The sequence below is a fragment of the Streptomyces sp. NPDC057623 genome, from assembly GCF_042800355.1.
Lineage (GTDB): Bacteria > Actinomycetota > Actinomycetes > Streptomycetales > Streptomycetaceae > Streptomyces.
Genome location: NZ_JBHVGZ010000025.1, coordinates 56,409 through 82,187 on the forward strand (window position 1 = coordinate 56,409; position 25,779 = coordinate 82,187).

A 25,779-nucleotide genomic window follows, 5' to 3' on the forward strand; every position below is an offset into this window, starting at 1 on the left:
TTCCCCTCTGGCCACGGTTGCCTCCTCCATCGTCTGTTCCCCCCAGAACCCCGTCCCCCCTTCCTGGTCGGCGGCCGCCTCCGCGACTCCTGCGATGGTCGAGCAGGTGCACAGCACGGCCCGCGCACCCTGCGCGACCGCCTGCTGGAGGGCCGCCCGGACGTCGTCCGTGACGGACTCGGCGCCTTCACGGCGGGCGCGGTCCAGCAGCTCCGCGTCGACGAAGTGCCGTAGGTCCAGACCCTGGTGGTCCTCGTCGCGCAGCGCGTCGAAAACCGGGATGTGCAGGGGCGAGGTGTGCAGCAGGGCGAGCATCAGAACCGACCGGGATGCGCCCGCAGCCAGTCCTTCGCCGCCTCCAGCAGCTCGGGGTCGGCAGCCGGGGCCGCGTCGGGGTGGCGTTCGGCCCACTTCACGACGTAGGGGCACAGCGGCGCGACGACTGCTCCCTCGCGCGCCGCGATGCCGTACAGCTCACGGGCCAGGGAGCCCGCGATGCCCTTCCCTTCGTGGGCGCCTTCCACGACGGTGTGGACGGGGACGAGCGCGCGGGCCGGGGCGGTGAGGACGAAGTACTCGATACGGCCGGTGACTTCGTCCCCCTGGAGGGCCTCCAGACGGCCCGCCGCCCGGTCGTCGCGGATCTCTGTGTCGCTCATGCCACGCACGCTCCTGTCCGTCGTCAGGCTGAAGAGCCGAAGCCGAGTGCGGTCAGGCCACCGGCACGGCCTGCGGGCTGCGCTCCTGGTCGGAACCCGGCACCGGCTCGGACGGGTCGGCGCCCAGGGCCACGATGCGGTTGGCACCGTCCACGTGCACGACCCTCGGCTCGAACTGCCGCGCCTCGGCGTCGGTCATCTGAGCGTAGCTGATGATGATCACCAGGTCGCCGGGGTGGACGAGGTGGGCGGCGGCACCGTTGATCCCGATGACCCCCGACCCGCGCGCGCCCTCGATGACGTACGTCTCCAGGCGGGCGCCGTTGGTGATGTCGACGATGTGGACGAGCTCGCCGGGGAGCAGGTCGGCGGCGTCGAGGAGGTCGGCGTCGATGGTCACCGATCCCACGTAGTGCAGGTCGGCCTGGGTGACGGTGGCGCGGTGGATCTTCGACTTGAACATTGTGCGCAGCATGAGGCGCTCCGAGTGGTCGGCTCCCTGCCTGGTCGCCAGGTCAAGGGCTCTGTGGTGCACGGGCGCGTCCAGGGTACTGACCGGGGTCCCGGCAGCGCACCGAGACCCCGGTCACGTCGGGTCACTCCACGGCGGTCGGCCTGCGTGACGCCCTCATCGCCTCGTCGACGTCGGCCAGGGGGCGCAGTCGGTAGGTGTAGGCGTAGTCGCGGCTCGCGAACAGCTTGTACTCGTCGTGGGTGTGGGCGCCCCAGCTGTTGTCGCCGCCCAGGCCCATCTGGCGGTGGTTCACGCGCAGGACGACCTCGTCGCGCGGGGCGAGCTGGTAGTCGTGGCGGACGCCGGACGAGAGGTCCTCCGGGGTGAAGTGCGAGGCGTTGACCTCCAGGAGGGGTTCGCCGGAGACGAGGAGGCCGGTGCCGGCGGCGTCGGTCAGGGCGATCCAGCGGACGTCGGTCTTGTTGCCGTTCTCCTGGGGGCGGATGTACGGGGTCCACTGGCCGGAGACGGTGCCGGAGTAGACGCCCACGTCGGTGCCGTCCTTGCGGTCGAAGTAGTTCTCCTCGGGCCCCCGGCCGTAGTAGCGCAGGCGCTCGAAGCGGCCCGGCAGGAAGAGCATGGTGCCGATCTCCGGGATGTACGGCAGGGACGTGGCGCCCGGGTGCAGGGTGTTGTCGACCTTGATCTCGCCGTTGCCGAACACCGTGTAGGTGGTGCTGTACGTCGACTCGGCCGTCGTCGGCAGGGTGCCGCTGACCTTGATCTCGACGGCCTTGTCCCCGAGGGCGCGCACCGTCACGTCCGTCACCTTGCGCCGGTCGCCCGCGTCGCGCCAGGTCTGGTTGCGGGTGTGCTGCCCGTTGCCGCGGTCGTTCTCGGTGGGCGCCCGCCAGAAGTTCGGCACCGGTCCGGAGGTGATGAGCCGGGTGCCCCGGGCCTCGTACGACGTGATGACGCCGTTGCCCTTGTCGACGGTGACGGAGAAGCCGTTGCCCTTGACCGTGACGTCCGCGTCCCTGTCGGTGTGGCGGAGGGCCGGCACGGTGGCCAGCGGTACGGGGGTCACGGCCGGGCTTTCGGCGTCGACGGGGAGCTGCCGCTTGGCCACCTCGAAGCCGGCCTTCGCCCAGGGGGTGGATTCCTTGGTGGTGAAGGACAGCTGGAGGAAGTACTCGGTGCCCGGGGGCGGGGTGGTCGGCAGTTTCACCGGGACCGTGATGTCCTTGCTGCTGAGCGGCGGGACGTCCAGCTGGGTGCGGCTCAGCCTGCCGCGCCGGATCACCTCACCGTCGGCGACCAGGGCCCAACGGGCGTCGAACTCACGGAGGTTGGTGAACAGGTACTCGTTGGTGAGGGTGATCGGCGTTCCGGGAGCCAGTGCGTCACCGGAGGCCGGTGCGATGCCCACGGCCTGGTAGATCTGCTTGACCTCGGCCGCCTTGCCGGTGAGCCGGCGGTCGGCGGTGATGATGCCGTCCGCGTTGGAGGTCCCGTCGTTGGGGTTGTCGCCCCAGTCGCCGCCGTACGGGAAGAAGGTCTTCTCACGGGGCCGCTTCTCGGTGAGTTCGACGGTGGCCGCGTCGAACCAGAACCGTACGCCCTCGTCGCCGGGGCCGCGGCTGTCGGAGTCGAGCTCGGCCGCGGTCAGTGCGCGGGCGTACACGCGGGCGCGGCGGATCGTGCCGCTGAACTCGCGGGTGGAGTTGTCCACGTCGGTGGCGAGCGCGAGGGGCGCGGTGTTCGCGGCGGGTCGCCGTGTGGTGGTCCGGGTGGCCTTCACCGCGCCGTCGACGTGGAGGGTCAGCGTGCCCGCGTCCGCGTCGAAGACACCGGCGATGTGGTGCTCACGGCCGGTCCAGTCGTCCGGGAGGGCCCAGTTCGCGGTGATCCACTGGCCGCCGCCGTAGAGGAAGAACTCCAGGGTCCGGTCCGACTGCTTGAGGGCGTACTGGGTGTCGCCCTTGGCGATGATCGGCTGGTGGTAGCCGGTGACGTGCGGGGTGACCCAGGCTTCCAGGGTGAGCGAGCCCGTGAGGTCGAGACGCTCGTCGCGGGCGAAGACGGTGGCGCCGGACAGGCCCTCGGCACGGTCGAAGGTGCCGCTCGCGGTGAGGATCTCGCCGCGCAGGGCGCCGGGCCCGGACTCGGTGAGGATCTTGCGCGCGGGGACGGGCCAGCTCAGGGACTGGTCGACGAAGTCCCAGATCCAGCCGCCCTGGAGGACGTCGTAGCGGCGGACGATGTCCCAGTACTTCTTGAAGTTGCCGTTGGAGTTCCCCATCGCGTGGGCGTACTCGATCATGACGTACGGCCGGGTGTCGGCCGTGTCCTTGGCGCGCTGCTCGACGCGGGACGGACTGTCGTACATCTCCGAGCGGATGTCGCTGATCGTCGGACGGTCGTCGCCCTCGTACTGGATGACGCGTGTCGGGTCGTAGGACTTGATCCAGTCGTGCATGGCGACGAAGGTGCTGCCGCCGCCGGCCTCGTTGCCCAGTGACCAGATGACCACCGAGGCGTGGTTCTTGTCCCGGTGGACCATGTTCTGGGCGCGGGCCACGCACGCCTTCGTCCAGTCCGCGTGGTTGCCGGGGTACTCGCCGCGGATGCCGTGGGTCTCCAGGTTGGTCTCGTCGACGAGATACAGGCCGTACTCGTCCGCGAGTTCGTACCACAGCGGGTTGTTGGGGTAGTGCGAGGTGCGGACGCTGTTCATGTTCATCCGCTTGATGATCTCGATGTCCTTGGCCATGTGCGCCCGGGTGAGCGTCATGCCGCTGTCGGGGTGCATCTCGTGGCGGTTGGTGCCGCGGAAGGAGACGGGCTGCCCGTTGATCCGCATCAGGCCGTCCCTGAGCGCGAACTCGCGCAGGCCCACGCGGTGCGAGAGCGTCTCGACGACCTTGCCGGCCGGGTCGCGCAGGCGCAGGACGGCGGTGTAGAGGTTCGGGTGCTCGGCCGACCACAGCTTCGGCTCGGGGACCGCTCTGCTCGCCCGGACGGTGACGTCCTCGCCGGCGGTGGCGGACGCGAGGTCGACGGGCTGCTGGAGCGGGCGGGACCAGACAGCGTGGCCGCGGGAGTCGTACAACTGCGTCTCGACGGAGTAGCCGCCCTCGCTCCGGCCCGCGTACGAGCGCACGTGGGCGGTCACGGACAGTTCGGCGGCCGTGTAGTCGTCGCTCAGCGGGGTGTCCAGCTTGAAGTCGCGCAGGTGGACTTCGGGCGTGGAGTAGAGGTAGACCGAGCGGAAGATGCCGCTCAGCCGGATCATGTCCTGGTCCTCGAGCCAGTCTCCGTCGGAGAAGCGGTACACCTCCACGGCGATCTGGTTGGTGCCCGGCTTGAGGTGCTCGGTGATGTCGTACTCGGCGGGCGTGAACGAGTCCTCGGCGTACCCCACCAACTCGCCGTTGATCCACACGTAGTGCGCGGACTTGACTCCTTCGAAGTGCAGGAAGGTCCGCCGTCCCGCCCAGCCGCGCGGCACGGTGAAGGTCCGCCGGTACTGCCCCACCGGGTTGAAGCGCGTCGGCGCCGCCGGGGGCTGTGCCTCCTCGCCGAGCCCGTTGGGTCCCCACCACGGGTAGGTGATGTTGACGAAGATCGGGCGGTCGTGGCCGTGCATCTGCCAGGCGGAGGGGACGGGGATGGTGTCCCAGTCGCTGTCGTCGACGTCGGTGCGGTAGAAGTCGGTGTCCCGGTCGTCGGGCCGGTCCGCGTAGGCGAACTTCCACTTCCCGTCGAGGCCGAGTCGGTACGGCGAGCGCGTCCGGTCCGCCTCCAGGGCCTGTCTGACGTCCGCGTACGGCATGAGTGTGGTGTGGGGTGGCTGGGTCCCGATTTGGAAGACGTCGATGTGCCCGTTCCACTCCGGGGTGGCGGCCGCCGTCGCGGCTTTGTCGGCGGCGTGCGCGGTGGCGGCGGACGATCCGGACAGGGCCAGTGCGCCGAGGACGGCGGCTCCTCCCTCCAGGAGGCGGCGCCGGCTGACGGGCACACCCTGCGGGTGGGGCGTGGCAGGAGACTCGGGAGAGTGCGGCATGACCGTGGCCTTCCTCGGGACGACAGTGCGCTGCGCGGCTGGAGGGAGCGTCAGATCCTGTGCGGTGCTGTTGGGAAACCGAACGCACACTAGGTTGTGAACACAGTCGAAGCAATGATGCTGTCGATGTTTGTGTGTTCCTGACGGGTCCTGCCGAGGACGTTGGCCGAATCCCGGCCACGCGCCGTCGCACCGAGGGTCCCGGTTCCTTCACGGGCCGACGGAAGGAAGCGGGACTGGCCCCCGGTGACGAACGGTCGGCTATGCGGCCTCTCCCGCGACTACGGCCTCGGCCTCCTCCGCCATTCCAGCGGACCCCTGCTCGAACTGCGTCCGGTACAGCTCGGCGTAGCGTCCCCCGGCCGCCAGCAACGCGTCGTGCGTGCCGCGTTCCACGATCCGGCCGGCCTCGACCACCAGGATCTGGTCCGCCGCCCGCACGGTGGACAGCCGGTGGGCGATCACGACCGCGGTCCTGCCCTGGAGCGCCTCGGTGAGCGCCTCCTGCACAGCCGCCTCGGAGGTGTTGTCGAGGTGGGCGGTGGCCTCGTCGAGGATGACGACGCGCTGGCGGGCCAGCAGCAGCCGGGCGATGGTCATCCGCTGGCGTTCACCCCCTGAGAGTCGGTAGCCGCGCTCACCGACCACGGTGTCGAGGCCGTCGGGCAGGGACCGTACGAGGTCGTCGAGGCGGGAGCGGCGCAGGGCGTCCCAGAGTTCGGGGTCGGTGGCGGCGGGGCGGGCCAGCAGCAGGTTGGCGCGGACGGTGTCGTGGAAGAGGTGGCCGTCCTGGGTGACCATGCCGAGGGTGGAGCGCAGGGACTCGGCGCTCAGGTCGCGGACGTCGGCTCCGCCCACGCGGACGGCGCCCTCGTCGACGTCGTACAGCCGCGGCAGCAGTTGCGCGATGGTCGACTTGCCCGCGCCGGACGAGCCGACCAGGGCGACCGTCTGCCCGGGTTCGGCGCGGAAGGAGATCCCGTGCAGCACCTCGGCGCCACCGCGGGTGTCGAGGGACGCCACTTCCTCCAGGGAGGCGAGGGAGACCTTGTCGGCGGACGGGTAGCCGAAGCGGACGTTGTCGAACTCCACTGACACCGGGCCGTCGGGGACTTTCCCCGCGTCCGGCCGGTCCTCGATCAGCGGCTTGAGGTCGAGCACCTCGAAGACCCGCTCGAAGCTGACGAGGGCGCTCATGATCTCGACGCGGGCTCCGGCGAGCGCGGTGAGCGGCGCGTACATACGGGTCAGGAGCAGGGCCAGCGCCACGACGGCGCCCGGCTCCAGGGTGCCGCGCAGGGCGAACCAGCCGCCGAGACCGTAGACCAGGGCGAGGGCCAGGGCGGACACCAGGGTGAGCGCGGTGATGAACACGGACTGGGCGGTGGCCGTCCGTACGCCGATCTCCGCCACCCGCCCGGCCCGGCTCGCGAACTCCCGCGACTCCTCCCCCGGGCGCCCGAAGAGCTTGACCAACGTGGCGCCGGGGGCCGAGAAGCGCTCGGTCATGCGGGTGCCCATCGCCGCGTTGAGCTCGGCCGCCTCCCGCTGCATCAGGGCCATACGGTGGCCCATGCGCCGGGCCGGGATCACGAACACCGGGAGCAGGACGAGGGCGAGCAGGGTGATCTGCCAGGACAGGGTGAGCATGACGGCGACGGTGAGCAGCAGCGTGACGAGGTTGCTGACCACTCCGGACAGGGTGTTGCTGAAGGCGCGCTGCGCGCCGATCACGTCGTTGTTGAGACGGGAGACGAGCGCTCCCGTACGAGTGCGTGTGAAGAACGCGACCGGCATGCGCTGCACATGATCGAACACAGCCGTCCGCAGATCGAGGATGAGGCCCTCACCGAGAGCGGCCGACAGGCGCCTCGCGATGATCCCGAGGGCCGCCTCCACCACCGCGATCAGGGCGATCAGCAGGGCCAGGCGGACGACCCGGCCCTCGTCGCCGCGCGTCACGATCGCGTCGACGACCTGTCCGGCCAGAACGGGGGTCGCGACGGCGAGCAGCGCCGTCATCATCCCGAGCACGACGAAGAACGCGATCCTGCGGCGGTGTGGGCGGGCGAACGCGCCGATGCGGCGCAGCGTGGCGCGGGCGAACGGGCGCCGCTCCCGCTCGGCGTTCATGACGCTGTACAGCTGTGTCCAGGCTGTGGTCTCCATGCTCATGGAGTGGACCGTAGAACCTCAAGCGACGTTGAGGTCAACTGCCATCCGCAGCCGGTCCGTAAGCCGCCGTCTCCGCTGCCGCAACCCCGCGTTGGCGCGGCGCGGAGAGCCTCTCCGAGTGTGACAGCCGTACTACTCCCCGCGGGACGCCTTCTCGGACGTCTCCCGCTCCGCCGGATCCTGTGCCTGCTTCCGCTCGTCCTCGTCGTCGTGGTCGCGGTGCGGCACCGGGCCGTGCTCGCCGAGGGCATCGGCCATATGGCGTCGGCCAAGTGGCCGTGGCTGCTCGCAGCGGTCGGTGCCACCTGTCTGACCTGGGTCGCGGCGGCGGTGACCCGGCAGGGGGCCGTGATCGACCGGCTGCCCAGACTCCGGCTGCTCGTCACCCAGTTCGCGGCGGGCTCGGCCAACCACCTGCTGCCGACCGGGCTGGGCGCGAGTGCGGTCAATCTGCGTTTCATGACGGTGTGCGGGCTGCCGCTCGCCCGTTCCTCGGCCGCGCTGGCGTTGTACCTGCTCGCGGAGAGCGTGGCGCGGATCGGCCTGCTGGCCGCGCTGTTGATCGCCTTCCCGGACGCACTGCGCCTCGGGCCGCTCCTGCCGGACGGGGCCTGGGGCCCGCTGCTGCTGGCCGTCGGGGCGGCGGCGGTCGTGGTGGTGGCCGTCTTCGCACTCGTACGGCGGCTGCGCACCGCAGTGTTCTCGTTCCTGCGCACCGCGCTGGACGAGGCGCGCTCGGTGCACACCCGTCCGGCCCGGGCGCTGGCGCTGTGGGGCGGTTCGCTGGCCTTTCCCGTACTCCAGGCGGCCGGGCTGGTCCTGGTCGGGCTCGCCCTGGGGCTGCCGGTGCCGCCGGCCCACATGGCGCTCGCGTACCTCGCGGCGACCGTCGCCGTCGCCCTGGTGCCCACGCCGGGCGGGATCGGCTCGGTCGAGGCGGCGCTGATCGTGGCGCTGGTGGCGGCGGGCGGCCCGGTGGCGGTGGCGACGGCGGTGGTGCTGGCGTACCGGATCATCACGGTGTGGCTGCCGCTGCTGCCGGGGGCGTTGACGCTGGGTGCGCTGGTGCGGTGGAAGGTGATCTGACCGGTCGTTCGGGTGGTGGGTCATGTGACCGCTCAGTAACCTGCGGGGTCCGACCACAGAAAGGGGTCCCGCCATGCCGGTCCGTGTCGAGCGCCAGGGACACGTCAGCACCGTCGTCCTCTCCCGGCCCGAGGCCCGCAACGCGGTCGACGGACCCACCGCGGCCGAACTCGCCGCCGCCTTTAGGGAGTTCGAGGCCGACGACGCGGCACGGGTGGCGGTGCTGTGGGGTGAGGGCGGCACCTTCTGCGCGGGCGCCGACCTCAAGGCGCTGGGCACGGAGCGGGGCAACCACGTCACCGAGGACGGGGACGGTCCCATGGGGCCGACCGGCTGCGGCTGTCGAAGCCGGTGATCGCCGCGGTCGCCGGGCACGCGGTGGCCGGGGGCCTGGAACTGGCGTTGTGGTGCGATCTGCGGGTCGCCGAGGAGGACGCCGTCTTCGGGGTGTACTGCCGCCGCTGGGGCGTGCCGCTGGTCGACGGCGGCACGGTACGGCTGCCCCGGCTGATCGGCACGAGCCGCGCGATGGACATGATCCTCACCGGACGTCCGGTACCGGCGGGCGAGGCCCACGACATGGGGCTCGCCAACCGTGTCGTGCCGACCGGACGGGCCCGCGCCGAGGCGGAGGAACTGGCCGCCACGATCGCGCGGTTCCCGCAGGCGTGTCTGCAAGCCGACCGGGCCTCGGTGCTCGACCAGGAGGGGCTGGACGAGGCGGGCGCGATGCGGGGTGAACTCCGGCACGGCATGGGCGTGCTGGCGCAGAGCCTGGAGGGCGCGTCCCGCTTCGCGTCCGGTGCCGGGCGGCACGGCTCGTTCAGGGACGTCTGACACGGTCGTTCAGGGACGTCTGGAACACGATGCGCCACTCGGCGCCCCCGCGCCCCGCCCCGGGGCACGTGCAGCGTGAAGCGCCCCTCGCGCGCCGCCCGAACGCCGAGCGAGCCCCAGGAGGCGGGCGATGGGCCCTCGGCGCCGACGGGAGTCCGGGAGAGAATGCCCGAAAGCGACCGATGCGGCCGTCCGGCCGACGATCCTGGCACGAACACATGTACCCGATACGGCAGGATGAGCCCTCGCGTCGGTCTCGGGGGATGGGGTGGCCGGCGCGACGGCACATCGCGGAATCGAGCAGGTGACAACGTGACGAGACTTCACATCCGGCCGTCGGCGAAGGGGTTCGCCGCAGCATTTCTCCCCGGAGGTGACCGGTGAACCGAGCGCTCACCGTGGACGACCTGGTCATCGCCGGAATCGCGGTGGCCGCGGGGCTGCTCGCCGCGGTCCTGCTGCGGATGCTGCTGCGCTGGCTGGGCAAGCACGCCGACCGCACCCGCTGGAGCGGCGACGACCTCATCGTGGACACCCTGCGGACCGTGGTGCCGTGGGCGGCCTTCCTCGGCGGCGCGGCCTCCGCCGGCGCGGTGCTGCCGCTGACCCGGACGGTCCAGCACAACGTCAACCAGATCCTGACCGTGCTGCTCATCTTCGTCGTGACGCTGGCCGTGGCCCGCGGGATCGCCGGACTGATGCGCACGGTCACCCAGTCCCGGCCCGGCGTCGCCGGGTCGGCCACGATCTTCGTGAACATCACCCGGATCCTGATCCTGGCCATCGGCTTCCTGGTGGTGCTCCAGACCCTGGGCATCTCCATAGCGCCCCTGCTCACCGCCCTGGGCGTCGGCGGTCTCGCGGTGGCGCTCGCCCTCCAGGACACGCTCGCCAACCTGTTCGCGGGCATCCACATCCTCGCCTCCAAGACCGTCCAGCCCGGCGACTACATCCGGCTGAGCAGCGGTGAGGAGGGCTACGTCGAGGACATCAACTGGCGCCAGACGACGGTCCGCAACCTGTCCAACAACCTGGTCGTGATCCCCAACGGGGAACTCGCCAAGACGAACATGACCAACTTCATGCGTCCCGAGCAGCAGTTGACGATCCTGGTCCAGGTCGGTGTCGCCTACGACAGCGACCTGGACCACGTCGAGCGGGTGACGAACGACGTCATCGGCGAGGTGATGGCCGAGGTCGAGGGAGCCGTACCGGACCACGAGCCGATCATCCGCTTCCACACCTTCGGCGACTCCCGGATCGGCTTCACCGTGATCCTGGGCGTCGGCGAGTTCAGCGACCAGTACCGGATCAAGCACGAGTTCATCAAGCGCCTGCACCGGCGCTACCGCAAGGAGGGCATCCGCATCCCCGCACCGACGCGCACGGTGGCGATCCAGCAGGGGACGGTGGCCATTCCGCAGCAGCGCGTCCCCGGCGAGGCGGACGAGATGGTGGCCCCCGTCCGCCTCGACTGACCTGCTCCGACGTGTCTAGAGGGTGGCCGAGTTGTCGTGGGACCGGCTGCCCTTGCGGCTGTGCGGCGCGGCGAGCGCCGGGTTCACCGGCGTGACCGTCCAGTCCGGATGTCCGGGCATCCGCGGTGTCTTCGTGCCGTAGAGCCAGTCCCGCAGGAATCCGGTCAGATCCTGGCCGGAGATCTCCGAGGCGACGGCGATGTAGTCCGCCGTGGACGCCGAGGAATTGCGGTACCGGGCGAGGAAGGCGCGCTCAAGGGCGGTGAAGGCGTCCTCGCCGACGAGGTTGCGCAGTGCGTACAGGACGAGGACGCCGCCCAGATAGCGCTGGCTCTCGAACAGGTTCACCGCGTTCGGCGCCGCGACCGGCCCCCAGTCGCGGCGCCACTGGTCGCCCTGGGCATAGGTGTTCTTCATCCGGGCTTCCATGGTGGTCATGCCCAGGGAGTCGGCCCAGCCGCGTTCGTAGCGGTAGAGCAGCCCGTAGAAGTCCGCGTGCCCCTCATTGATCCACAGGTCGGCCCAGCCGGCGGGGCTGACGCTGTTGCCGAAGTAGGAGTGGACCAGCTCGTGCATCATGTGCGAGCCGATCTTCGGCTCCGCCTGGAGCAGATAGTTCGGCTTGTAGATGGTCAGGGTCTGGCTCTCCAGACCGGTGAAGTCGAAGGCGTTCTGTGCGTCGGAGTTGCAGGGCAGCAGGCCGTACGTCTCGAAGGGGTAGGCCCCGAGCCGCGCCTCCAGCCACTCGACCAGGTTCGGCGTCAGCGCGAGCGCCGGCTCCAGTGCCTCGGCGCGCGAGACCGGGACGACGTCGCGCAGCGGGAGGCCGTGCGGGCCCTGCCGCTCCTTGATCACGTAGTCGCCGACCGTGATCTGCACCAGCTCGGTGGCCATGGGCTCGCGGGAGCGGTACGTGTACGCGGTACGGCCGCCGGAGAGGCTCTCGGTGCGTTCGAGCAGGCCGGAGGCCACGCCGCGCAGGCCGCCGGGGACGGTGACGCGGAACGTGAAGTCGGCCTTGTCGGAGGGGTGGTCGTTACACGGGAAGACGGTGTGCGCCAGGTTCGGCTGGCAGCAGACCGCGAACCCGTCCAGCGTGTCGACCCAGCCGGTGTTCGGCTGCGGAATACGGCGCGGGTCCGCCGAGTACTCGACGCACACGGTCACCCAGGACTTGTTCGGCAGCGTCCGTGCGGGCGTGATGCGCAGCTTCTCGGCCACCTGCTCGAACGTCGCCGTGCGGCCGCCGACACGCACGGAGCGGATGTCGAGGCCGAGGGAGTCCAGGGAGAAGCGGGACAGTGCCTGGGTGGTGCGGATCTTCAGGGTCGCGGTGGCGTCGACCAGCCGCTTCGTGGCGTCGTAGGAGAAGTCGAGGTGGTAGGCCGCGACGCGGTAGCCGTCGTTGCCGAGGGCCGGGTAGACGGGGTCGCCGAGGGTCTCGGGGCCCGGGGTGCCGGAGGTCTTGGCGGCCGACGTCCCCGTACGGGCCGGCGTCGCGTGGGCGGAGGGGGCGGCGGCGAGGGCCGCAGCAGTGCCGATCAGGGCGGCCGCGGGGGCCGTCACTCGGGTGCGATATCTCATGGTCCGCTTTCGCTGGGGCGGCCGGGTGGTCAGGACCGGCCACCGGATCGGTGATCTCCTTACATGACTGTGGGACCAGGTGATCAGGTTGCACGGAGGCAGTTCCTCCGTTTGCGCGGATCCGCGATCTCGGCACACATCCCGCACCGGTGTGCGGACCCCTGTCGAGCCGAGGTCGATCACGAGATATCTTGATGTCGAGCAATGTTGCAGACGTGGAGCGGAGCACCCGGTGACTGACTCGACCATCATCTATACGCACACTGACGAGGCCCCGGCCCTGGCGACGTATTCCTTCCTGCCGGTGGTCCAGGCGTACGCCTCGCAGGCGGGTGTTCCCGTGGAGACGCGGGACATCTCGCTGGCCGGCCGCCTCATCGCGGTGTTCCCGGAGTACCTGACCGAGGACCAGCGGATCCCGGACGCCCTCGCCGAGCTCGGTGAGCTCGCGAAGACGCCCGCGGCCAACATCATCAAGCTGCCGAACGTCTCGGCGTCGATCCCGCAGCTCAAGGCCGCGGTCGCCGAGCTCCAGGGCCAGGGCTACGCGCTGCCGAACTACCCGGACGACCCGAAGACCGACGAGGAGCGGGAGATCCAGGCCCGCTACGACAAGGTCAAGGGCTCCGCGGTGAACCCGGTCCTGCGTGAGGGCAACTCCGACCGGCGCGCCCCCGCCTCGGTCAAGAACTACGCCAAGACCCACCCGCACCGCATGGGCGCCTGGACCTCCGAGTCCAGGACGAACGTGGCGACCATGGGCCAGAACGACTTCCGCTCCACCGAGAAGTCCGTCGTGATCTCCGAGGCCGGCGCGCTGAAGATCGAGCTCGTCGCCGCGGACGGTTCCACCACCGTCCTGCGCGAGTCCGTACCGGTCCTGGCCGGCGAGGTCGTCGACGCCTCCGTGATGCGCGTCGCCGCGCTGCGCGAGTTCCTGACCGCGCAGGTCGCCAAGGCCAAGGCCGAGGGCGTGCTGTTCTCCGTGCACCTCAAGGCCACGATGATGAAGGTCTCCGACCCCATCGTCTTCGGTCACGTCGTGCGCGCCTTCTTCCCGAAGACCTTCGAGAAGTACGGCCAGGCGCTCGCCGCCGCCGGTCTGTCCCCGAACGACGGTCTGGGCGGCATCCTCAAGGGCCTGGACGCGCTGCCGAACGGCGCCGAGATCAAGGCGTCCTTCGAGGCGGAGATCGCCGAGGGCCCGGAGCTGGCCATGGTCGACTCCGACAAGGGCATCACCAACCTGCACGTGCCGTCCGACGTGATCGTCGACGCCTCGATGCCGGCCATGATCCGCACCTCCGGCCACATGTGGGGCCCGGACGGCCAGGAGGCCGACACCCTCGCGGTGCTGCCGGACTCCTCGTACGCCGGTGTCTACCAGGCCGTGCTCGACGACTGCCGTGCCAACGGCGCCTACGACCCGTCGACCATGGGCTCGGTCCCGAACGTCGGCCTGATGGCGCAGAAGGCCGAGGAGTACGGCTCCCACGACAAGACCTTCGAGATCAAGGCCGCCGGCACGGTGCGCCTGGTCGACCAGGCCGGGAACGTGCTCATCGAGCAGCCGGTCGCCGAGGGCGACATCTTCCGCGCCTGCCAGACCAAGGACGCCCCGATCAAGGACTGGGTGAAGCTGGCCGTCACCCGTGCCCGCGCCACCGGCGACCCGGCCGTGTTCTGGCTGGACGAGACCCGCGCGCACGACGCCAACCTGATCGCCAAGGTCAACGCGTACCTGCCGGAGCACGACACCGAGGGCCTGGACATCCGCGTCCTCGCGCCGGTCGACGCGACCAAGCTGTCGGTGGAGCGCATCCGCCGCGGTGAGAACACGATCTCGGTGACGGGCAACGTCCTGCGTGACTACCTCACGGACCTCTTCCCCATCCTGGAGCTGGGCACCAGCGCCAAGATGCTGTCGGTCGTCCCGCTGATGGCGGGCGGCGGCCTGTTCGAGACGGGCGCCGGTGGTTCCGCGCCGAAGCACGTCCAGCAGCTGGTCAAGGAGGACTACCTGCGCTGGGACTCCCTGGGTGAGTTCTTCGCGCTGGTGCCGTCCCTGGAGCAGTACGCGACCACGACCGGCAACACCCGCGCCCGGGTCCTCGCCGACACCCTCGACCGCGCCACGGCGACCTTCCTCAACGAGGACAAGTCCCCGACCCGCCGCGTCGGCGGTATCGACAACCGCGGCAGCCACTTCTTCCTGTCCCTGTACTGGGCGCAGGAGCTGGCCAAGCAGACCGACGACGCGGAGCTGGCCAAGGCCTTCGCCCCGCTCGCCGAGACGCTCACCGCCAACGAGCAGAAGATCGTCGACGAGCTGAACGCCGTCCAGGGCAAGCCGGCCGAGATCGGCGGCTACTACCAGCCCGACCCGGCCAAGGCCGCCGCGGTCATGCGCCCGTCGGCCACCTGGAACGAGGCGCTCGCGTCCCTGAGCTGACGCACCCCGCTCCCAGCCTCCGCCCCGGCCGACACCACGTCGGCCGGGGCGGAGTCGTCCCACCGGCCGGCGGTCAGGGCGTCACCCGTCCCGGGTGGCCGTCGATGAAGCAGAGAGGCCAAGCTGATGGTGCACCACGCCGCTGACAGCCCCGGGAGCAGCCGTATGAACTCCGCCGTGCCGCCGTTCGCGTTGCTCCCCGGGGCCGAGGGGTCGCCGGTGATCCTCCATGTGCCGCACTCGGCGCGGGAGATACCGCCCGAGGTGCGCGCGGGGATCGTGCTGGACGACGCCGCGCTGGAGCGGGAGCTGGACCACATCGTCGACGCGCACACCGAGCGGATCGCGGCGGAGGCCGCGGCCGCGTCGGAGGTCACCCCGTGGCGGTTCGTCAACCGGCTCTCGCGGCTGGTCGTCGATCCGGAGCGGTTCCCGGACGAGCGGGAGGAGATGCTGGCCGTGGGGATGGGCGCCGTGTACACCCGGACCACGCACAAGGCGCCGCTACGGCCCGCCGACACCGACGCCGAGCCGCTCGTCGAACGGTACTTCCGGCCGTACGCGCGAGCCATGACGGAAGCCGTGGCCGATCGCCTGGCCGCCACCGGCCGGGCCATGATCATCGACGTCCACTCCTACCCCACCGCCCGGCTTCCCTACGAGCTGCACGGCGAGGGCCGGCGCCCGGCGGTCTGCCTGGGAACGGACTCCTTCCACACCCCGCCCGCGCTGGTCTCCGCGGCCCGGGAGGCGTTCGCGCCGTGCGGGGAGACGGCGCTCGACAGCCCGTTCAGCGGTACGTACGTCCCGCTGGAGTACTACGGCGCGGAACGGCGCGTCAGCGCCCTGATGATCGAGATCCGGCGGGACACCTACATGACGGAGCCGGGCGGTCCGGCCGGTCCCGGACTCACCCGGCTCGCGAAGGCCCTGGCGGCGCTGGCGGACGCCGCCTCCCGCTGACGCGGCGGTCAGGCGCGCAGCCACTCCGTGACCACGACGTCGCCGCCGGTGCGCAGCCGCAGGGCGAAGGGGCCGTTCGGCGGTGCGTCGCTGGTGAAGCGGCCCATGTCGTCGGCGACGACCGGCACGGCCGACTGCGGGCCGCCCAGCACCTCGATCCACGCCTGCCGCGGCGGCAGCACCTGCCCCATCAGGCCCTCCCCGGTCACCTCCACGTCGATCGTCACCTCACCCGCGCGGAAGGTCAGCATCCGCGGCACGTCCGTCGCCCCCCTGACCGGAATGGCGTCCATCACCGAGTCGAAGGTCAGCTCGGCGATCCTGGCGTCGAGGTCGAGCAGCGCGAAGGCCTCGACGGCGATCTGCCGCAGCTGGGCCGGTACGGGGTCCAGGATGGCGGCGGCCTGGCGGAGCTCCTCCTCCAGCAGCTCCACGTCGAACCCGTCGCCCCCGTCGTCCCCGTCGTCCCCGAAGGGCTCCTGGCCCGTCACTTCGTCGTGCATGTCGTTGTTCACAGCGCTCCCCGTGCGTCGAGTCGGGCCCGCAGTCGGCGCAGACAGCGCTGGCGCAGCGGCCCGATGCTGCCCACGGCGATGCCCAGTGCGGCGGACACCTCCTGGTAGCTGGGCGGCGGCGAGGACATCAGGACCCGCAGCAACTGGCGGCAGCGGTCGCCGAGTTCCTCGAACTCCTGCCACATCCAGCGGATCCGCTCGGACTCGGCGGCGGCCTCCTCGGAGTCCAGGACCGACTGTTCGGGCGTGCGGTCCTCGCTGACCCGGTCCAGCAGTTGCGGATCGCTCGTCACGGTCAGTCGCCTCAGGCTCTTGAGCACCTTCAGGCATTCGTGCCGTGCGGTGCTCGCGAGCCAGGACCCGGCCTTCTCGGGTTCGCGGATCCGCCCGAGGTGCTGGGCGAAGCGGAACCACACGGTCTGGTACACCTCGTGGGCGTCGGCGTCGGAGAGCCGGTGTGCGCGCACGACGGACCACACCAGCGGGCTCAGCCCCTCCACGAGCGCCTTCCAGGCCGCCGCGTCACCGTCGACGGCGGACTGGACCAACGCACCGACATCTGCACGGTCCACAGCCCCACCCCTCGTGTACGGCAAGTCATCGTACGCCGCGGAGGGGATGGTTCCGACCCTCATGACCGAGGAGCCGGGGGCATGACGGAGACAGGGCGCCAGGTCGCGGGGCGCAGGGCCGGCACATGCGCCCCCCGCACCTCGGCGAACCCGGAGTTCGCCGCGAGCATCTTGTACCGGGCCACCCGCGGGTCGTTCTCCTGCTGCGCGGACATGTGGGTGGCGATCATGCCGGCGACGAGGGGCGTGGCGAACGAGGTGCCGCTCCAGTGCGCGAACCCCTCGAACATCACCTGGTCGGGCTTGGCGGCGCCGCCCTCCTCGCTCAGCACGCCGGTGTGGCGCGGGGCCTGGCAGGTGCAGGAGTAGCCGAAGCCGTACCGGCAGGCGTCGTAGGTGGAGTGCTGGTACCGGTAGGGCACGGGTGCGTCGAAGCCGGTGAGGGCGCTGGTGAGGCGCTCACCGGGCGCGTACACCTTCACCCAGCCGCCGTGGTTGCTGAAGCAGGCGCCGAACTCGCCGTCGCCGCGCAGCGCGCCGACCGACAGCACGACGTCCTGGTAGTCGGGCAGGTCTGCGTAGGCGGCGGGCCAGAAGGGCGTGGCGCTGCCGTTGTTGCCGGCCGCCGCGACGAGCAGGGTGCGCTGGTCGCGCAGTTCCCGCATGAACGCCTCGACGCCGAGCAGACCGTCGGTGCGGCCGTTGGAGGTGCCGGCGGAGAGGCTGAGGATGTCGGGCCAGCCGCCCGCGTCGACGGCCTCGAAGAGCTTCTCGCCGAACTCGGACTCCAGGATGGCGCCCGCGTCGTGGAGGGTGTTGCGGACGGTGATGTCCGTGTTGGGTGCCACGGCGGCGACGAGCCCGGCGATGAAGGTGCCGTGGCCGACGTACTGCTGGAGGACGCCCTCACCGTCGCACTCCTGGGTCTGGGCGTCGCCCTCGGTGTGGGCCAGCAGCGGGAAGGAGCGGTAGTCGTGCATGAGGCCGGTGTCGATGACGAGGACCCCGACGGCGGTGTCCGGGTCGTGGACGCCCTCGGCCGCCGCGGGGTTGGTCCCGTCGGCGAGCGGGGCGGGCGCGGGTTCGTCTCCGGGGCAGGAGTTGACCTGTCCCGTGATCCCGACGAGGTGGTTGCGGCTGACGAGCCGCCGTCCGGTGCGGCCCTCCGTCTCGCGCAGGGCGCGCAGGGCGTGCGCGACGGTGAGGTCGCCGCTGCGGTCCCCCTCGCCGGGGTCGCCGACCTGGATGCGGGTGATGCCCGAGCGGTTGGTCCGCGGGCTCGCGCGGCGCACGTTGTCCTGGACCAGGCCGGGGTCGGCGGTGAAGTGCGCCCGCACGGTGTCCTCGACCACGCGGGCGTCCTCGCCGTCGCGGACCAGCACGTACCCCTTCTCGTAGATGAACTCGGCGGAGTCGTCCGGTCCCATCGCGAGGGGGACGTCGGGCATGGAGCGCTGGATCTGCTCGAACTGCTCGTGGAATCGCTGTGGTGCCATGGCGGGTCCTCCCCCTGAGGCGACGTTCGTCAGTCAGAGCCGTGCGGTCGCCGATTGATACAGCGCCAAACCGGTGTGGCACGGTTCCGGGGCAACTACCATCCGTGAAGTGACAGCGGGAAGCGACTCAGTTCTCGAACTGCTGCCGATGGTGTTCGCCGCCCCGAACGACGCGTTGGCGAGGGCGGAAGGGGTGCTCGACGCCGATCCGTCGCCGTTGCACGCCTCCGTCGCCCACCAGGTGATCGGCATCTGGCAGCGGGACTGGGGCGACATGCGCATCGCCCTGTATCACCTGCGGCGTGCCCGAAATCTCGCGGCACGCGCGGAGTCGGCCGACCGGGAGGCGGACGTCCTGGCCGCGCTCGGCGTCGCGTTGGTGCACGCGGGCCGCACCCAGCAGGGGCTCGCCGCGCTGGAGCGCGGGATCGAGCGGGGCAGCGGACACACCCGTGCGCGCGTGTTGTACCGCCGGGCCTACGCCCGCTGGGTCCTGGGCCGGCACCGGGAGGCGTTGGAGGACGTACGCCGGGCGATACCCGTGCTGCGGCAGGTGGACGACGTCATCTGGACGGCGCGGGCGCTGACCCTGCGCGCCACCGTGCACCTGGCGCTCGGCGCGGTGGACCGGGCGGACGCCGACTTCACCGCGGCCGAGGCGCTGTGGGGCACCACGGGCCAGGAGCACGACAAGGCCGACGCGGTGGAGAGCCGGGGGCTCGCGGCGTTCCGGTCCGGCGACATCCCGGCCGCGCTGCGGCTGCTCGACGAGGCCGAGGAACGGTACGCCAAGCTCGGCACGCCGACGTTCATGCTGAACATCCGCCGGTGCGAGGTGCTGATGGCCGCCGGGCTCGCCCCGGAGGCGCTGGCCGAGGCCGACACGGCGATCGGCGTGCTCGACGGCATCGGCGGCCAGTCCACCCGCAAGGCCGAGCTGCTGCTGGTCGCCGCGCGTGCCGCCCGGCTGGCGGGTGACGCGCACACCGCGATCGCACGCGCCGACATGGCCGTCCGGCTGTTCGCCGGGCAGCGGCGCAGCTGGTGGGAGACGCATGCCCGGCTGGTGCTGAGCGAGGCGCGGGTGGCCGCCGGGCGCAGTTCGGGCCGGCTGGTCGCCGACACGGCCGCGGTCGCCGAGCGGCTGGCCTCCTTCGGCGCGCCGGCCGCGCCGGAGGCCTCGCTGCTCGCGGGCCGGATCGCGCTCACCCTGGGCTGGCGGGCCGACGCCGAGCGGCATCTGGGCGTCGCCGCCCGCAGCCGGCACAGCGGGCCGCCGCTGGCGCGGATGACGGGCTGGGCGGCGCAGGCGCTGCGGGCCCGGGCGGCCGGGTCGGGGCGCGGTGTGGCGGAGGCCTGCCGGCGCGGCCTGGACGTGCTGGACGCCCACCGGATGACGCTGGGCGCCTCGGAGCTCAGGGCCCGGGCCACCGCGCAGGGCGCCGAGCTGGCCGCGCTGGCCCAGCAGGCCAGCCTCGACTCCGGCAGTCCGCGCCGGCTGCTGGTGTGGAGCGAGCGCTGGCGGGCCACCGCGCTGTCGACGCCGCCCACCAGGCCGCCGGCCGATCCGGGGCTCCAGAGTGTCCTGACGGCGTTCCGGGAGATCGCGGCGCGTGCCGAGGAGGCCCGCAGCGAGGCCCGTCCGGTTCCGGCGCTGGAGCGCGAACAGCGGCGCCTGGAACGGGAGATACGCGCCCGGACCCTGCACCTGCGCGGCGACACCCCCGGCGACGGCTTCCGCTTCGACCCGGGCCGGCTGCTGGCACGGCTCGGCGAGGACGACGTGCGCCTGGTGGAACTCGCCGTGCTGGACGGGCGGGTGCAGGTGCTGCTGTGCGGGCAGGGGCGGGTGCGCCGGTACGAGGGCGGGCTGCTGGCCGACGCGGAGACCGAGGCCGAGCATGTCCAGGCCGGGCTGCGGCGGCTGGCCCACCCCGGGGCGGACGGACGCCTGCCGGTGGTCGAAGCGGCGGGGCGGCGGCTGGAGGAGTTGCTGCTCGGTCCGGCCGCGGCGCATCTGGGCGACGGCCCCGTGGTCGTGGTCCCGCCGGCCCGGCTGCACCGCGTGCCGTGGGCGCTGCTGCCGTCGCTGCGCGAGCGGGTGCTCAGCGTGTCGCCGTCGGCGAGCAGCTGGCTGCGCGCCCGGGAGACCGAGCCGCCGCCGGGCGGCCGCCAGGTGCTGGTGCGCGGGCCGGGTCTGGCGACCGGCGGGGCGGAGGTGCCGCATCTGGCCGGCCGGTACGGCGGGGCCGTCGTCCTGGAGCACGCCGACGCGCGCGTGCCGCGCGTGCTGGAGGAGCTCGACGGCGCCGCGCTGGCCCATATCGCCGCCCACGGTACGTTCCGCGCGGACAGCCCCCTGTTCTCGTCGTTGCGGATGGCCGACGGGCCGATCGTGGTGCACGACTTCGAGCGTCTGGACCGCAGCCCGTACCGGATCATCCTCTCCTGCTGCGACACGGCCCGGTTCGCGTCGGTGGGCGCCGACGAACTGCTCGGCCTGGTCACCGCCCTGCTGCCGCTGGGCACGGCGGGGGTGGTGGCGTGCACCGCGCCGGTCAACGACGCCGCGGTGGTGCCGCTGATGCTCGCCCTGCACAAGGGACTCAGCCAAGGGCTCGCTCTGGCGCAGGCGCTGCGCGACGCCCGGGCGGCCCTGCCGGGCGACGCGCTGCACCAGGCGACGGGGTGGGCGTTCTCGGCGTTCGGCGCGGCCTGACCGGTTCGGGGAAGGCCCGCCTCCCTTACGCCGACCGTGTGTCCGGCAGCTCCACCAGCCAGGGCAGTGCGCCCCGGTCACCGGCGCCGAGGCGGGCGTAGGCGCTGTAGAGGTGGTTGCCGACGGTGCGGACGGACAGGGTGAGCTTCTCGGCGATCTGGCGGTTGCTCAGTCCGGCGGCGGCCAGGTTGACGATCTGCCGTTGCCTGGCGGTCAGTTCGCCCAGGACCAGGCCGGAGAGCGCCGGGGTGCGCGCGCCCTGGCAGCGGCGGGCCAGGGCGACGGCACGCGTGCGTGCGGTGCGGGCGGCGCTCGGGTCGCGGTGGGCCCGTACGGCCTGGGCGTGCGCCTCGGCGGCGAACAGCAGGAAGCCGCGCTCCTCCAGTTCCCCGGCCACCCGGTCCAGGGCGGGGCCGTCGCCGCGGTCGAGCGCGGCGGCGTGCGCGGCGAAGACACCGGTGAGGCGGCCCGCGGCCCGCTCGGGGGCACCGAGGCGGACGGCGTCGTACGCGTCGCCGGTGATCGCCTCCACCGCCCCGTCCGCGGTGCCGCGGGACGCCGCCGGCCGGGTGACCGCCCCACCCCCGTGGGAGCGGCCACCCAGGATCGTGTGCGCGGCCGGGGCATCCCCCGACTGCGCTGCGGCGAGACCGAGTTCGAGGCGGCAGGACGGATCGTCGCCGCCGTCCCGCAGCCCCTCCCGCGCCCATGCCGCCGCCTCCCGCAGCTCCCCGCGCAGCCGCGCGAACCGGGCGCGTACGGCGGCGTACGCGGCTGGTACCGGCGCGCCCTCCGCGACCAGCCACTCCCCCACGGGCGTGGGCATCGTCCGTACGTCCGCCTCCTCGATGCGGCGGGTCAGTTCGGCCCGCTCGGCGTCGAGGGCGGGGCCGCACTGGTCCGGCGTCCGCGACAGCCGCCTCGCCCGCAGCCCGCCGGCCGCGGCCCGCAGCACCGGGCCGTGCAGGGGGTGGGCGAGGCGGACGGCGCCCCGGTCGTCGACGTGGACCAGGGAGTCGGCCTCCAGGTGCTCCAGGGCACGGAGGGGGAACGCGGCCAGGTCCAGGGGCAACGGCTCGGCGAACGCGAGGCGTTCGAGGCTCTCGCGCTCGTCGGGGCAGGTGCGGCCGAGGACGTGTGCGGTGCGCTCGCGTACGGCCGCGGTGACCGGTACCGGGCCGCGCCACGCCCACGCGTCCGAGTCCGGGACGCGGCTGAGCAGCCCGCGCTCACGCGCCCCGACCACCAGGTCGCGCAGCAACCGCAGGTCTCCCCGGGACAACCGGTGCAGCCGGTTCACGGTGAGCGGTTCCAGGCCGTCGCCGTCCGTTCCGCCCGCCAGGATCCGGGCGGTCTCCTCGCGGGGCAGCGGCTCCAGGCTGAGGCGGGGCAGTAGTTCGCCGGTCCACAGCCGGGCGATCGCGCCCGGGACGGGGGCGCCGTCGGTGGTGACGACCAGGAGCCGGGTGCGTCCCTGTACGGCCAGCTGGTGGACGAGGGCGGCGGAGGCGTCGTCGAGCAGATGCGCGTCGTCGACCAGGAGCAGCCGTACGCCCGACAGGTGCTGGAAGGCGCCGTGCAGGGAGGCCGACTCGGGGACGAGGTGCGCGAACGCGGCGAAGCGGATCCGGTGGGTCTCCGGGGTGCCGGCCACCCGGACGCGGTCGCTGCCGCGGACGGCCTCGGTGACGAGCCGGGTCTTGCCGCAGCCCGCGGGGCCTGTGATCACGATGCCGTTCCGACCGGCGGTCAAGGACCCACGGACCAGTTCGAGTTCGCCCTCGCGGCCGGTGAACGGCCAGGGCGTGTCCAGGGTCTTCGCGTCCCGTTCGAAAGTCATCACGGCAATAGGAGCGCGGTGACTCACGCCTGATACAGGGGTACTTGAGTAGCCCTCGACTCAGGCGCCCGCGGTGTCCCGACGGCAGCCTGTTCGCATGACCGCACGCTACTGCTCCCTCGCGCAGCAGCCGGTCCCCGTCTTCGCACCGGGACTGGCCGCCGAGCGGCTCAGTGCGCTCATCGGCGGAAGCCGGATGTGGGTCAACGGCACCGTGCTGCACTACTACTTCTTCGACCGGGACTCCGACGGATCCGTGATCCCCGATCCGGGGACCGGCCGGACCCGGCGCGTCTCCTGGGTCGGCGGCAAGGAGCAGCGCGACGTCGTGCGCGAGTGCTTCCAGGAGTGGCAGGGCCTCGGTACCGGGCTGTCGTGCGTGGAGGTGGGCGACCGGTCGGAGGCGGAGCTGCGCATCGGGTTCCAGGTCGGTGACGGCTCCTGGTCGACCGTGGGCAAGGACGCGCTCCAGGTCGGTCTGAACGAACGCACCATGAACTTCGGCTGGGACCTGACCGTGCCCGGGGAGCGCGGCACGGCCCTGCACGAGATCGGGCACGCGCTCGGCATGCTGCACGAGCACCAGAGCCCGTTCGCCGGTATCCACTGGGACGACGAGGCCGTGTACACCGAACTGGCGGGCCCGCCGAACTACTGGAGCCGGGACAAGACGTTCTTCAACATCCTGCGCAAGCTCGACCCGAACGAGGTCAACGGCTCCGTCTGGGACCCGCTCTCGATCATGGAGTATCCCTTCTCGGCCGGGCTGATCCTGGAGCCGGAGCAGTTCCGCGCGGGCCTGAACCCGCCCGGTGCGCTGTCCAAGGCCGACAAGGAGTTCGTCCGCCGCTGGTACCCGCCGGCCGAGTCGCCGGGGCCGCGGGAGCTGGTGCCGTTCCGTTCGGCAGCGCTGCGGCTGGGGCCGGCGCAGCAGGCCGACTTCGTCGTCGAGCCGCCGGAGACCCGCGAGTACACGGTGGGCACCTTCGGTGCCGGCGACACGGTCGTCGTGGTCTTCGAGGAGCGGGACGGCGAGCCCCGCTACGTCACGGCCCAGGACGACGGCGGCACCCCGCACAACGCCACCGTCAGGGCCCGCCTCGTCAAGGGCCGCCGCTATTTCGTCCGCGTGCGTCTGTACGCCAACTGGGGTTCGGGGGAGACCGCGGTCATGTGCTGGTGACGGCACGGATCCGCTGACGTACGCGGATGCGACAGTCCACTGTCCGGCGCCGGGGGAAGCGGCCGGCGCACGCCGCCTTCGGGGGAGGGCGACGTGCGCCGGCCATGCCATTCGGTGACCGCGGTGGTCTCCGTGGCCTCGCCGTCGCCATTCGTCGGCGAGCAGTTCGTACGAGCGCACCCGGTCGACCCGGATGCTGCTCACCCACAGGTCGTGACCGGTGGCGAGTTCGCGGGCGGTCGCGTCGTCCTCGGCGACGACGACGTCGGCGGAGACGCTGACGGGCAGTGCACGATCAGAGTGACGGGGCGGAACTTCACGACGCCGCCCGCTGGTTGCCGCCCACCTGGTCGGGGTGGGTCAGGCCCAGGTGGTCGCGGAGGGTCGGGCCCTCGTACTCGGTGCGGAAGACGCCCTGTTCCTGGAGCAGCGGGACGACCTGGTCGGCGAAGGCGTCGAGGCCGCCGGGGGTGAGGTGCGGGACGAGGATGAAGCCGTCGCTCGCGTCGGCCTGCACGAAGTCGTTGATGGTCCTCGCGACGGTCGCCGGGGCGCCGATGAAGTTCTGGCGGTTGCCGGTCTCGATGACGAGGTCGCGGATGGACCACTTGTTGGCGGCCGCGAGCTCACGCCATTCGCGGGCGGTGGCCAGCGGGTCGCGGTACATGCGCACCTGGGCACGGCCGCGGGAGATGTGCTCCTCGCTCACCACCGGGTCGACGTCGGGCAGCGGGCCGTCGGGGTCGTACGAGGACAAATCCCGGTTCCAGACGAACTCCAGGTGCTTGATGGCGGTGGCGCCGCTGACCTGCGCGCGGCGTACCTCCTTGGCCAGTTCCTCGGCCTCCGCGTCGGTGTCGCCGAGGACGAAGCTCGCCGCGGGCAGGATGAGCAACTGGTCGGACCGGCGGCCGTACTTGGCGAGGCGGCTCTTGACGTCCCGGTAGAAGGCCCGTCCCGGCTCCAGGGCCGCGTACCGGCTGAAGATCGCGTCGGCGGACGAGGCGGCGAACTCGCGGCCCTCCTCGGAGTCGCCGGCCTGGAAGACGACCGGTCGGCCCTGGGGCGAGCGCGGGACGTTGAACTGGCCGTGGATGTCGAAGTGCTGCCCGGTGTGGACGAAGGCGCCGGCCTTGGCGTCCCGCAGGAACGTGCCGGTCTCCTGGTCGGCGAGGATCTCGTCGCCGTGCCAGGAGTCGAGGAGTTCGTTCGCCGTGGCCAGGAACTCCTTGGCGCGGGAGTAGCGCTCCTCCTGCGGCAGGAAGCCGCCGCGGCGGAAGTTCTCGCCGGTGAAGGCGTCCCAGGAGGTGACGACGTTCCAGGCGGAGCGGCCGCCGGAGAGGTGGTCCAGGCTGGCGAACTGGCGGGCGACCTCGTAGGGCTCGTTGAAGGTGGAGTTGATGGTGCCGGTCAGCCCGAGGTGCTCGGTGACGGCGGCGAGCGCGGCGAGGACGGTGAAGGTGTCGGGGCGGCCGACGACGTCGAGGTCGTAGATCTGCCCGCCCTGTTCGCGGAGCCTGAGTCCCTCGGCGAGGAACAGGAAGTCGAACTTGGCGCGTTCGGCGGTCCGCGCGAAGTGGACGAAGGAGCTGAACTCGATATGGCTGCCGGCCCTCGGGTCGCTCCACACGGTGGTGTTGTTGACGCCCGGGAAGTGCGCGGCCAGATGGATCTGCTTCAGCGGCTTGCTCATGTCGGTG

The 25,779-nt window shown here is 71.9% G+C and carries 16 protein-coding genes and 2 pseudogenes; 7 read left to right on the forward strand and 11 right to left on the reverse strand.

Features of this window, described 5'->3' with window-relative positions:
- From ACFU95_RS24890 to ACFU95_RS24910, 5 genes and pseudogenes are all read right to left on the reverse strand, one after another.
- Positions 1 to 315 (reverse strand): annotated as a pseudogene (locus ACFU95_RS24890) (arylsulfatase); the annotation flags it as partial.
- A complete protein-coding gene (locus ACFU95_RS24895; RefSeq protein ID WP_383831466.1) occupies positions 315 to 659 on the reverse strand; it encodes a GNAT family N-acetyltransferase in 345 nt (114 codons plus the stop codon). The gene ACFU95_RS24895 and the pseudogene ACFU95_RS24890, both read right to left, overlap by 1 nt.
- A 52-nt stretch (positions 660 to 711) precedes the next feature.
- Entirely contained in the window at positions 712 to 1,134 is a 423-nt protein-coding gene (gene panD / locus ACFU95_RS24900; protein ID WP_383831468.1) for an aspartate 1-decarboxylase, read from the reverse strand.
- Between the two features lie 121 nt (positions 1,135 to 1,255).
- Positions 1,256 to 5,179 carry a glycoside hydrolase family 2 TIM barrel-domain containing protein gene (locus tag ACFU95_RS24905; RefSeq protein WP_383831470.1) on the reverse strand — a complete coding sequence of 1,308 codons (3,924 nt, stop codon included), beginning with the start codon at positions 5,177 to 5,179 and terminating at the stop codon, positions 1,256 to 1,258.
- 261 nt (positions 5,180 to 5,440) lie between these two features.
- On the reverse strand, positions 5,441 to 7,348 hold the full coding sequence (locus ACFU95_RS24910; RefSeq protein WP_383831570.1) for an ABC transporter ATP-binding protein: 1,908 nt from the start codon (positions 7,346 to 7,348) through the stop codon (positions 5,441 to 5,443).
- 126 nt (positions 7,349 to 7,474) lie between these two features.
- On the opposite strand from ACFU95_RS24910, the gene ACFU95_RS24915 reads away from it, so the two are divergent.
- The 3 genes and pseudogenes from ACFU95_RS24915 to ACFU95_RS24925 all read left to right on the forward strand — a co-directional run bounded on the left by ACFU95_RS24915 (position 7,475) and on the right by ACFU95_RS24925 (position 10,755).
- Positions 7,475 to 8,440, forward strand: coding sequence for a YbhN family protein (locus tag ACFU95_RS24915; RefSeq protein ID WP_383831472.1), 966 nt, complete (start codon positions 7,475 to 7,477; stop codon positions 8,438 to 8,440).
- Positions 8,441 to 8,513: 73 nt separating this feature from the next.
- Positions 8,514 to 9,277: pseudogene (locus ACFU95_RS24920) on the forward strand (crotonase/enoyl-CoA hydratase family protein).
- Positions 9,278 to 9,657: 380 nt separating this feature from the next.
- The gene (locus ACFU95_RS24925; protein ID WP_383831474.1) at positions 9,658 to 10,755 is read left to right on the forward strand and encodes a mechanosensitive ion channel family protein; all 1,098 of its coding nucleotides are present in this window, start codon (positions 9,658 to 9,660) and stop codon (positions 10,753 to 10,755) included.
- A gap of 15 nt (positions 10,756 to 10,770) precedes the next feature.
- Here ACFU95_RS24925 and ACFU95_RS24930 read toward each other — a convergent pair whose 3' ends face one another.
- Positions 10,771 to 12,339 (reverse strand): M1 family metallopeptidase, encoded by a 1,569-nt coding sequence (locus ACFU95_RS24930; protein WP_383831476.1) that lies wholly within the window; start codon positions 12,337 to 12,339, stop codon positions 10,771 to 10,773.
- Positions 12,340 to 12,571: 232 nt separating this feature from the next.
- Here ACFU95_RS24930 and ACFU95_RS24935 point away from each other — a divergent pair, with 232 nt between their 5' ends.
- Positions 12,572 to 14,791 carry an NADP-dependent isocitrate dehydrogenase gene (locus ACFU95_RS24935; RefSeq protein WP_383831478.1) on the forward strand — a complete coding sequence of 740 codons (2,220 nt, stop codon included), beginning with the start codon at positions 12,572 to 12,574 and terminating at the stop codon, positions 14,789 to 14,791.
- Positions 14,792 to 14,956: 165 nt separating this feature from the next.
- Positions 14,957 to 15,754, forward strand: coding sequence for an N-formylglutamate amidohydrolase (locus ACFU95_RS24940; RefSeq protein ID WP_383831480.1), 798 nt, complete (start codon positions 14,957 to 14,959; stop codon positions 15,752 to 15,754).
- An 8-nt stretch (positions 15,755 to 15,762) separates the two neighbouring features.
- Here the strand turns inward: ACFU95_RS24940 and ACFU95_RS24945 are convergent, their stop codons facing one another.
- Genes ACFU95_RS24945 through ACFU95_RS24955 form a run of 3 tightly spaced genes read right to left on the reverse strand, consistent with a single transcriptional unit; the run spans position 15,763 to position 18,337 of the window.
- Positions 15,763 to 16,257 carry a hypothetical protein gene (locus ACFU95_RS24945; protein WP_383831572.1) on the reverse strand — a complete coding sequence of 165 codons (495 nt, stop codon included), beginning with the start codon at positions 16,255 to 16,257 and terminating at the stop codon, positions 15,763 to 15,765.
- Positions 16,258 to 16,265: 8 nt separating this feature from the next.
- Entirely contained in the window at positions 16,266 to 16,841 is a 576-nt protein-coding gene (locus tag ACFU95_RS24950; protein WP_383831482.1) for an RNA polymerase sigma factor, read from the reverse strand.
- A gap of 59 nt (positions 16,842 to 16,900) precedes the next feature.
- Positions 16,901 to 18,337: a S8/S53 family peptidase gene (locus ACFU95_RS24955; RefSeq protein ID WP_383831484.1), complete on the reverse strand. Its 1,437-nt coding sequence runs from the start codon at positions 18,335 to 18,337 to the stop codon at positions 16,901 to 16,903.
- A 148-nt stretch (positions 18,338 to 18,485) separates the two neighbouring features.
- On the opposite strand from ACFU95_RS24955, the gene ACFU95_RS24960 reads away from it, so the two are divergent.
- Positions 18,486 to 21,056: a CHAT domain-containing protein gene (locus ACFU95_RS24960; protein ID WP_383831574.1), complete on the forward strand. Its 2,571-nt coding sequence runs from the start codon at positions 18,486 to 18,488 to the stop codon at positions 21,054 to 21,056.
- 25 nt (positions 21,057 to 21,081) lie between these two features.
- On the opposite strand, the gene ACFU95_RS24965 is transcribed toward ACFU95_RS24960, so the two are convergent.
- Complete coding sequence (locus tag ACFU95_RS24965) at positions 21,082 to 22,896, reverse strand: LuxR C-terminal-related transcriptional regulator (protein WP_383831486.1); 1,815 nt, start codon at positions 22,894 to 22,896, stop codon at positions 21,082 to 21,084.
- Between the two features lie 97 nt (positions 22,897 to 22,993).
- On the opposite strand from ACFU95_RS24965, the gene ACFU95_RS24970 reads away from it, so the two are divergent.
- Positions 22,994 to 24,079: a M12 family metallopeptidase gene (locus tag ACFU95_RS24970; RefSeq protein ID WP_383831488.1), complete on the forward strand. Its 1,086-nt coding sequence runs from the start codon at positions 22,994 to 22,996 to the stop codon at positions 24,077 to 24,079.
- 316 nt (positions 24,080 to 24,395) lie between these two features.
- Here the strand turns inward: ACFU95_RS24970 and ACFU95_RS24975 are convergent, their stop codons facing one another.
- Positions 24,396 to 25,772 (reverse strand): NtaA/DmoA family FMN-dependent monooxygenase, encoded by a 1,377-nt coding sequence (locus tag ACFU95_RS24975; RefSeq protein WP_383831490.1) that lies wholly within the window; start codon positions 25,770 to 25,772, stop codon positions 24,396 to 24,398.
- Between the last annotated feature and the right edge of the window lie 7 nt (positions 25,773 to 25,779).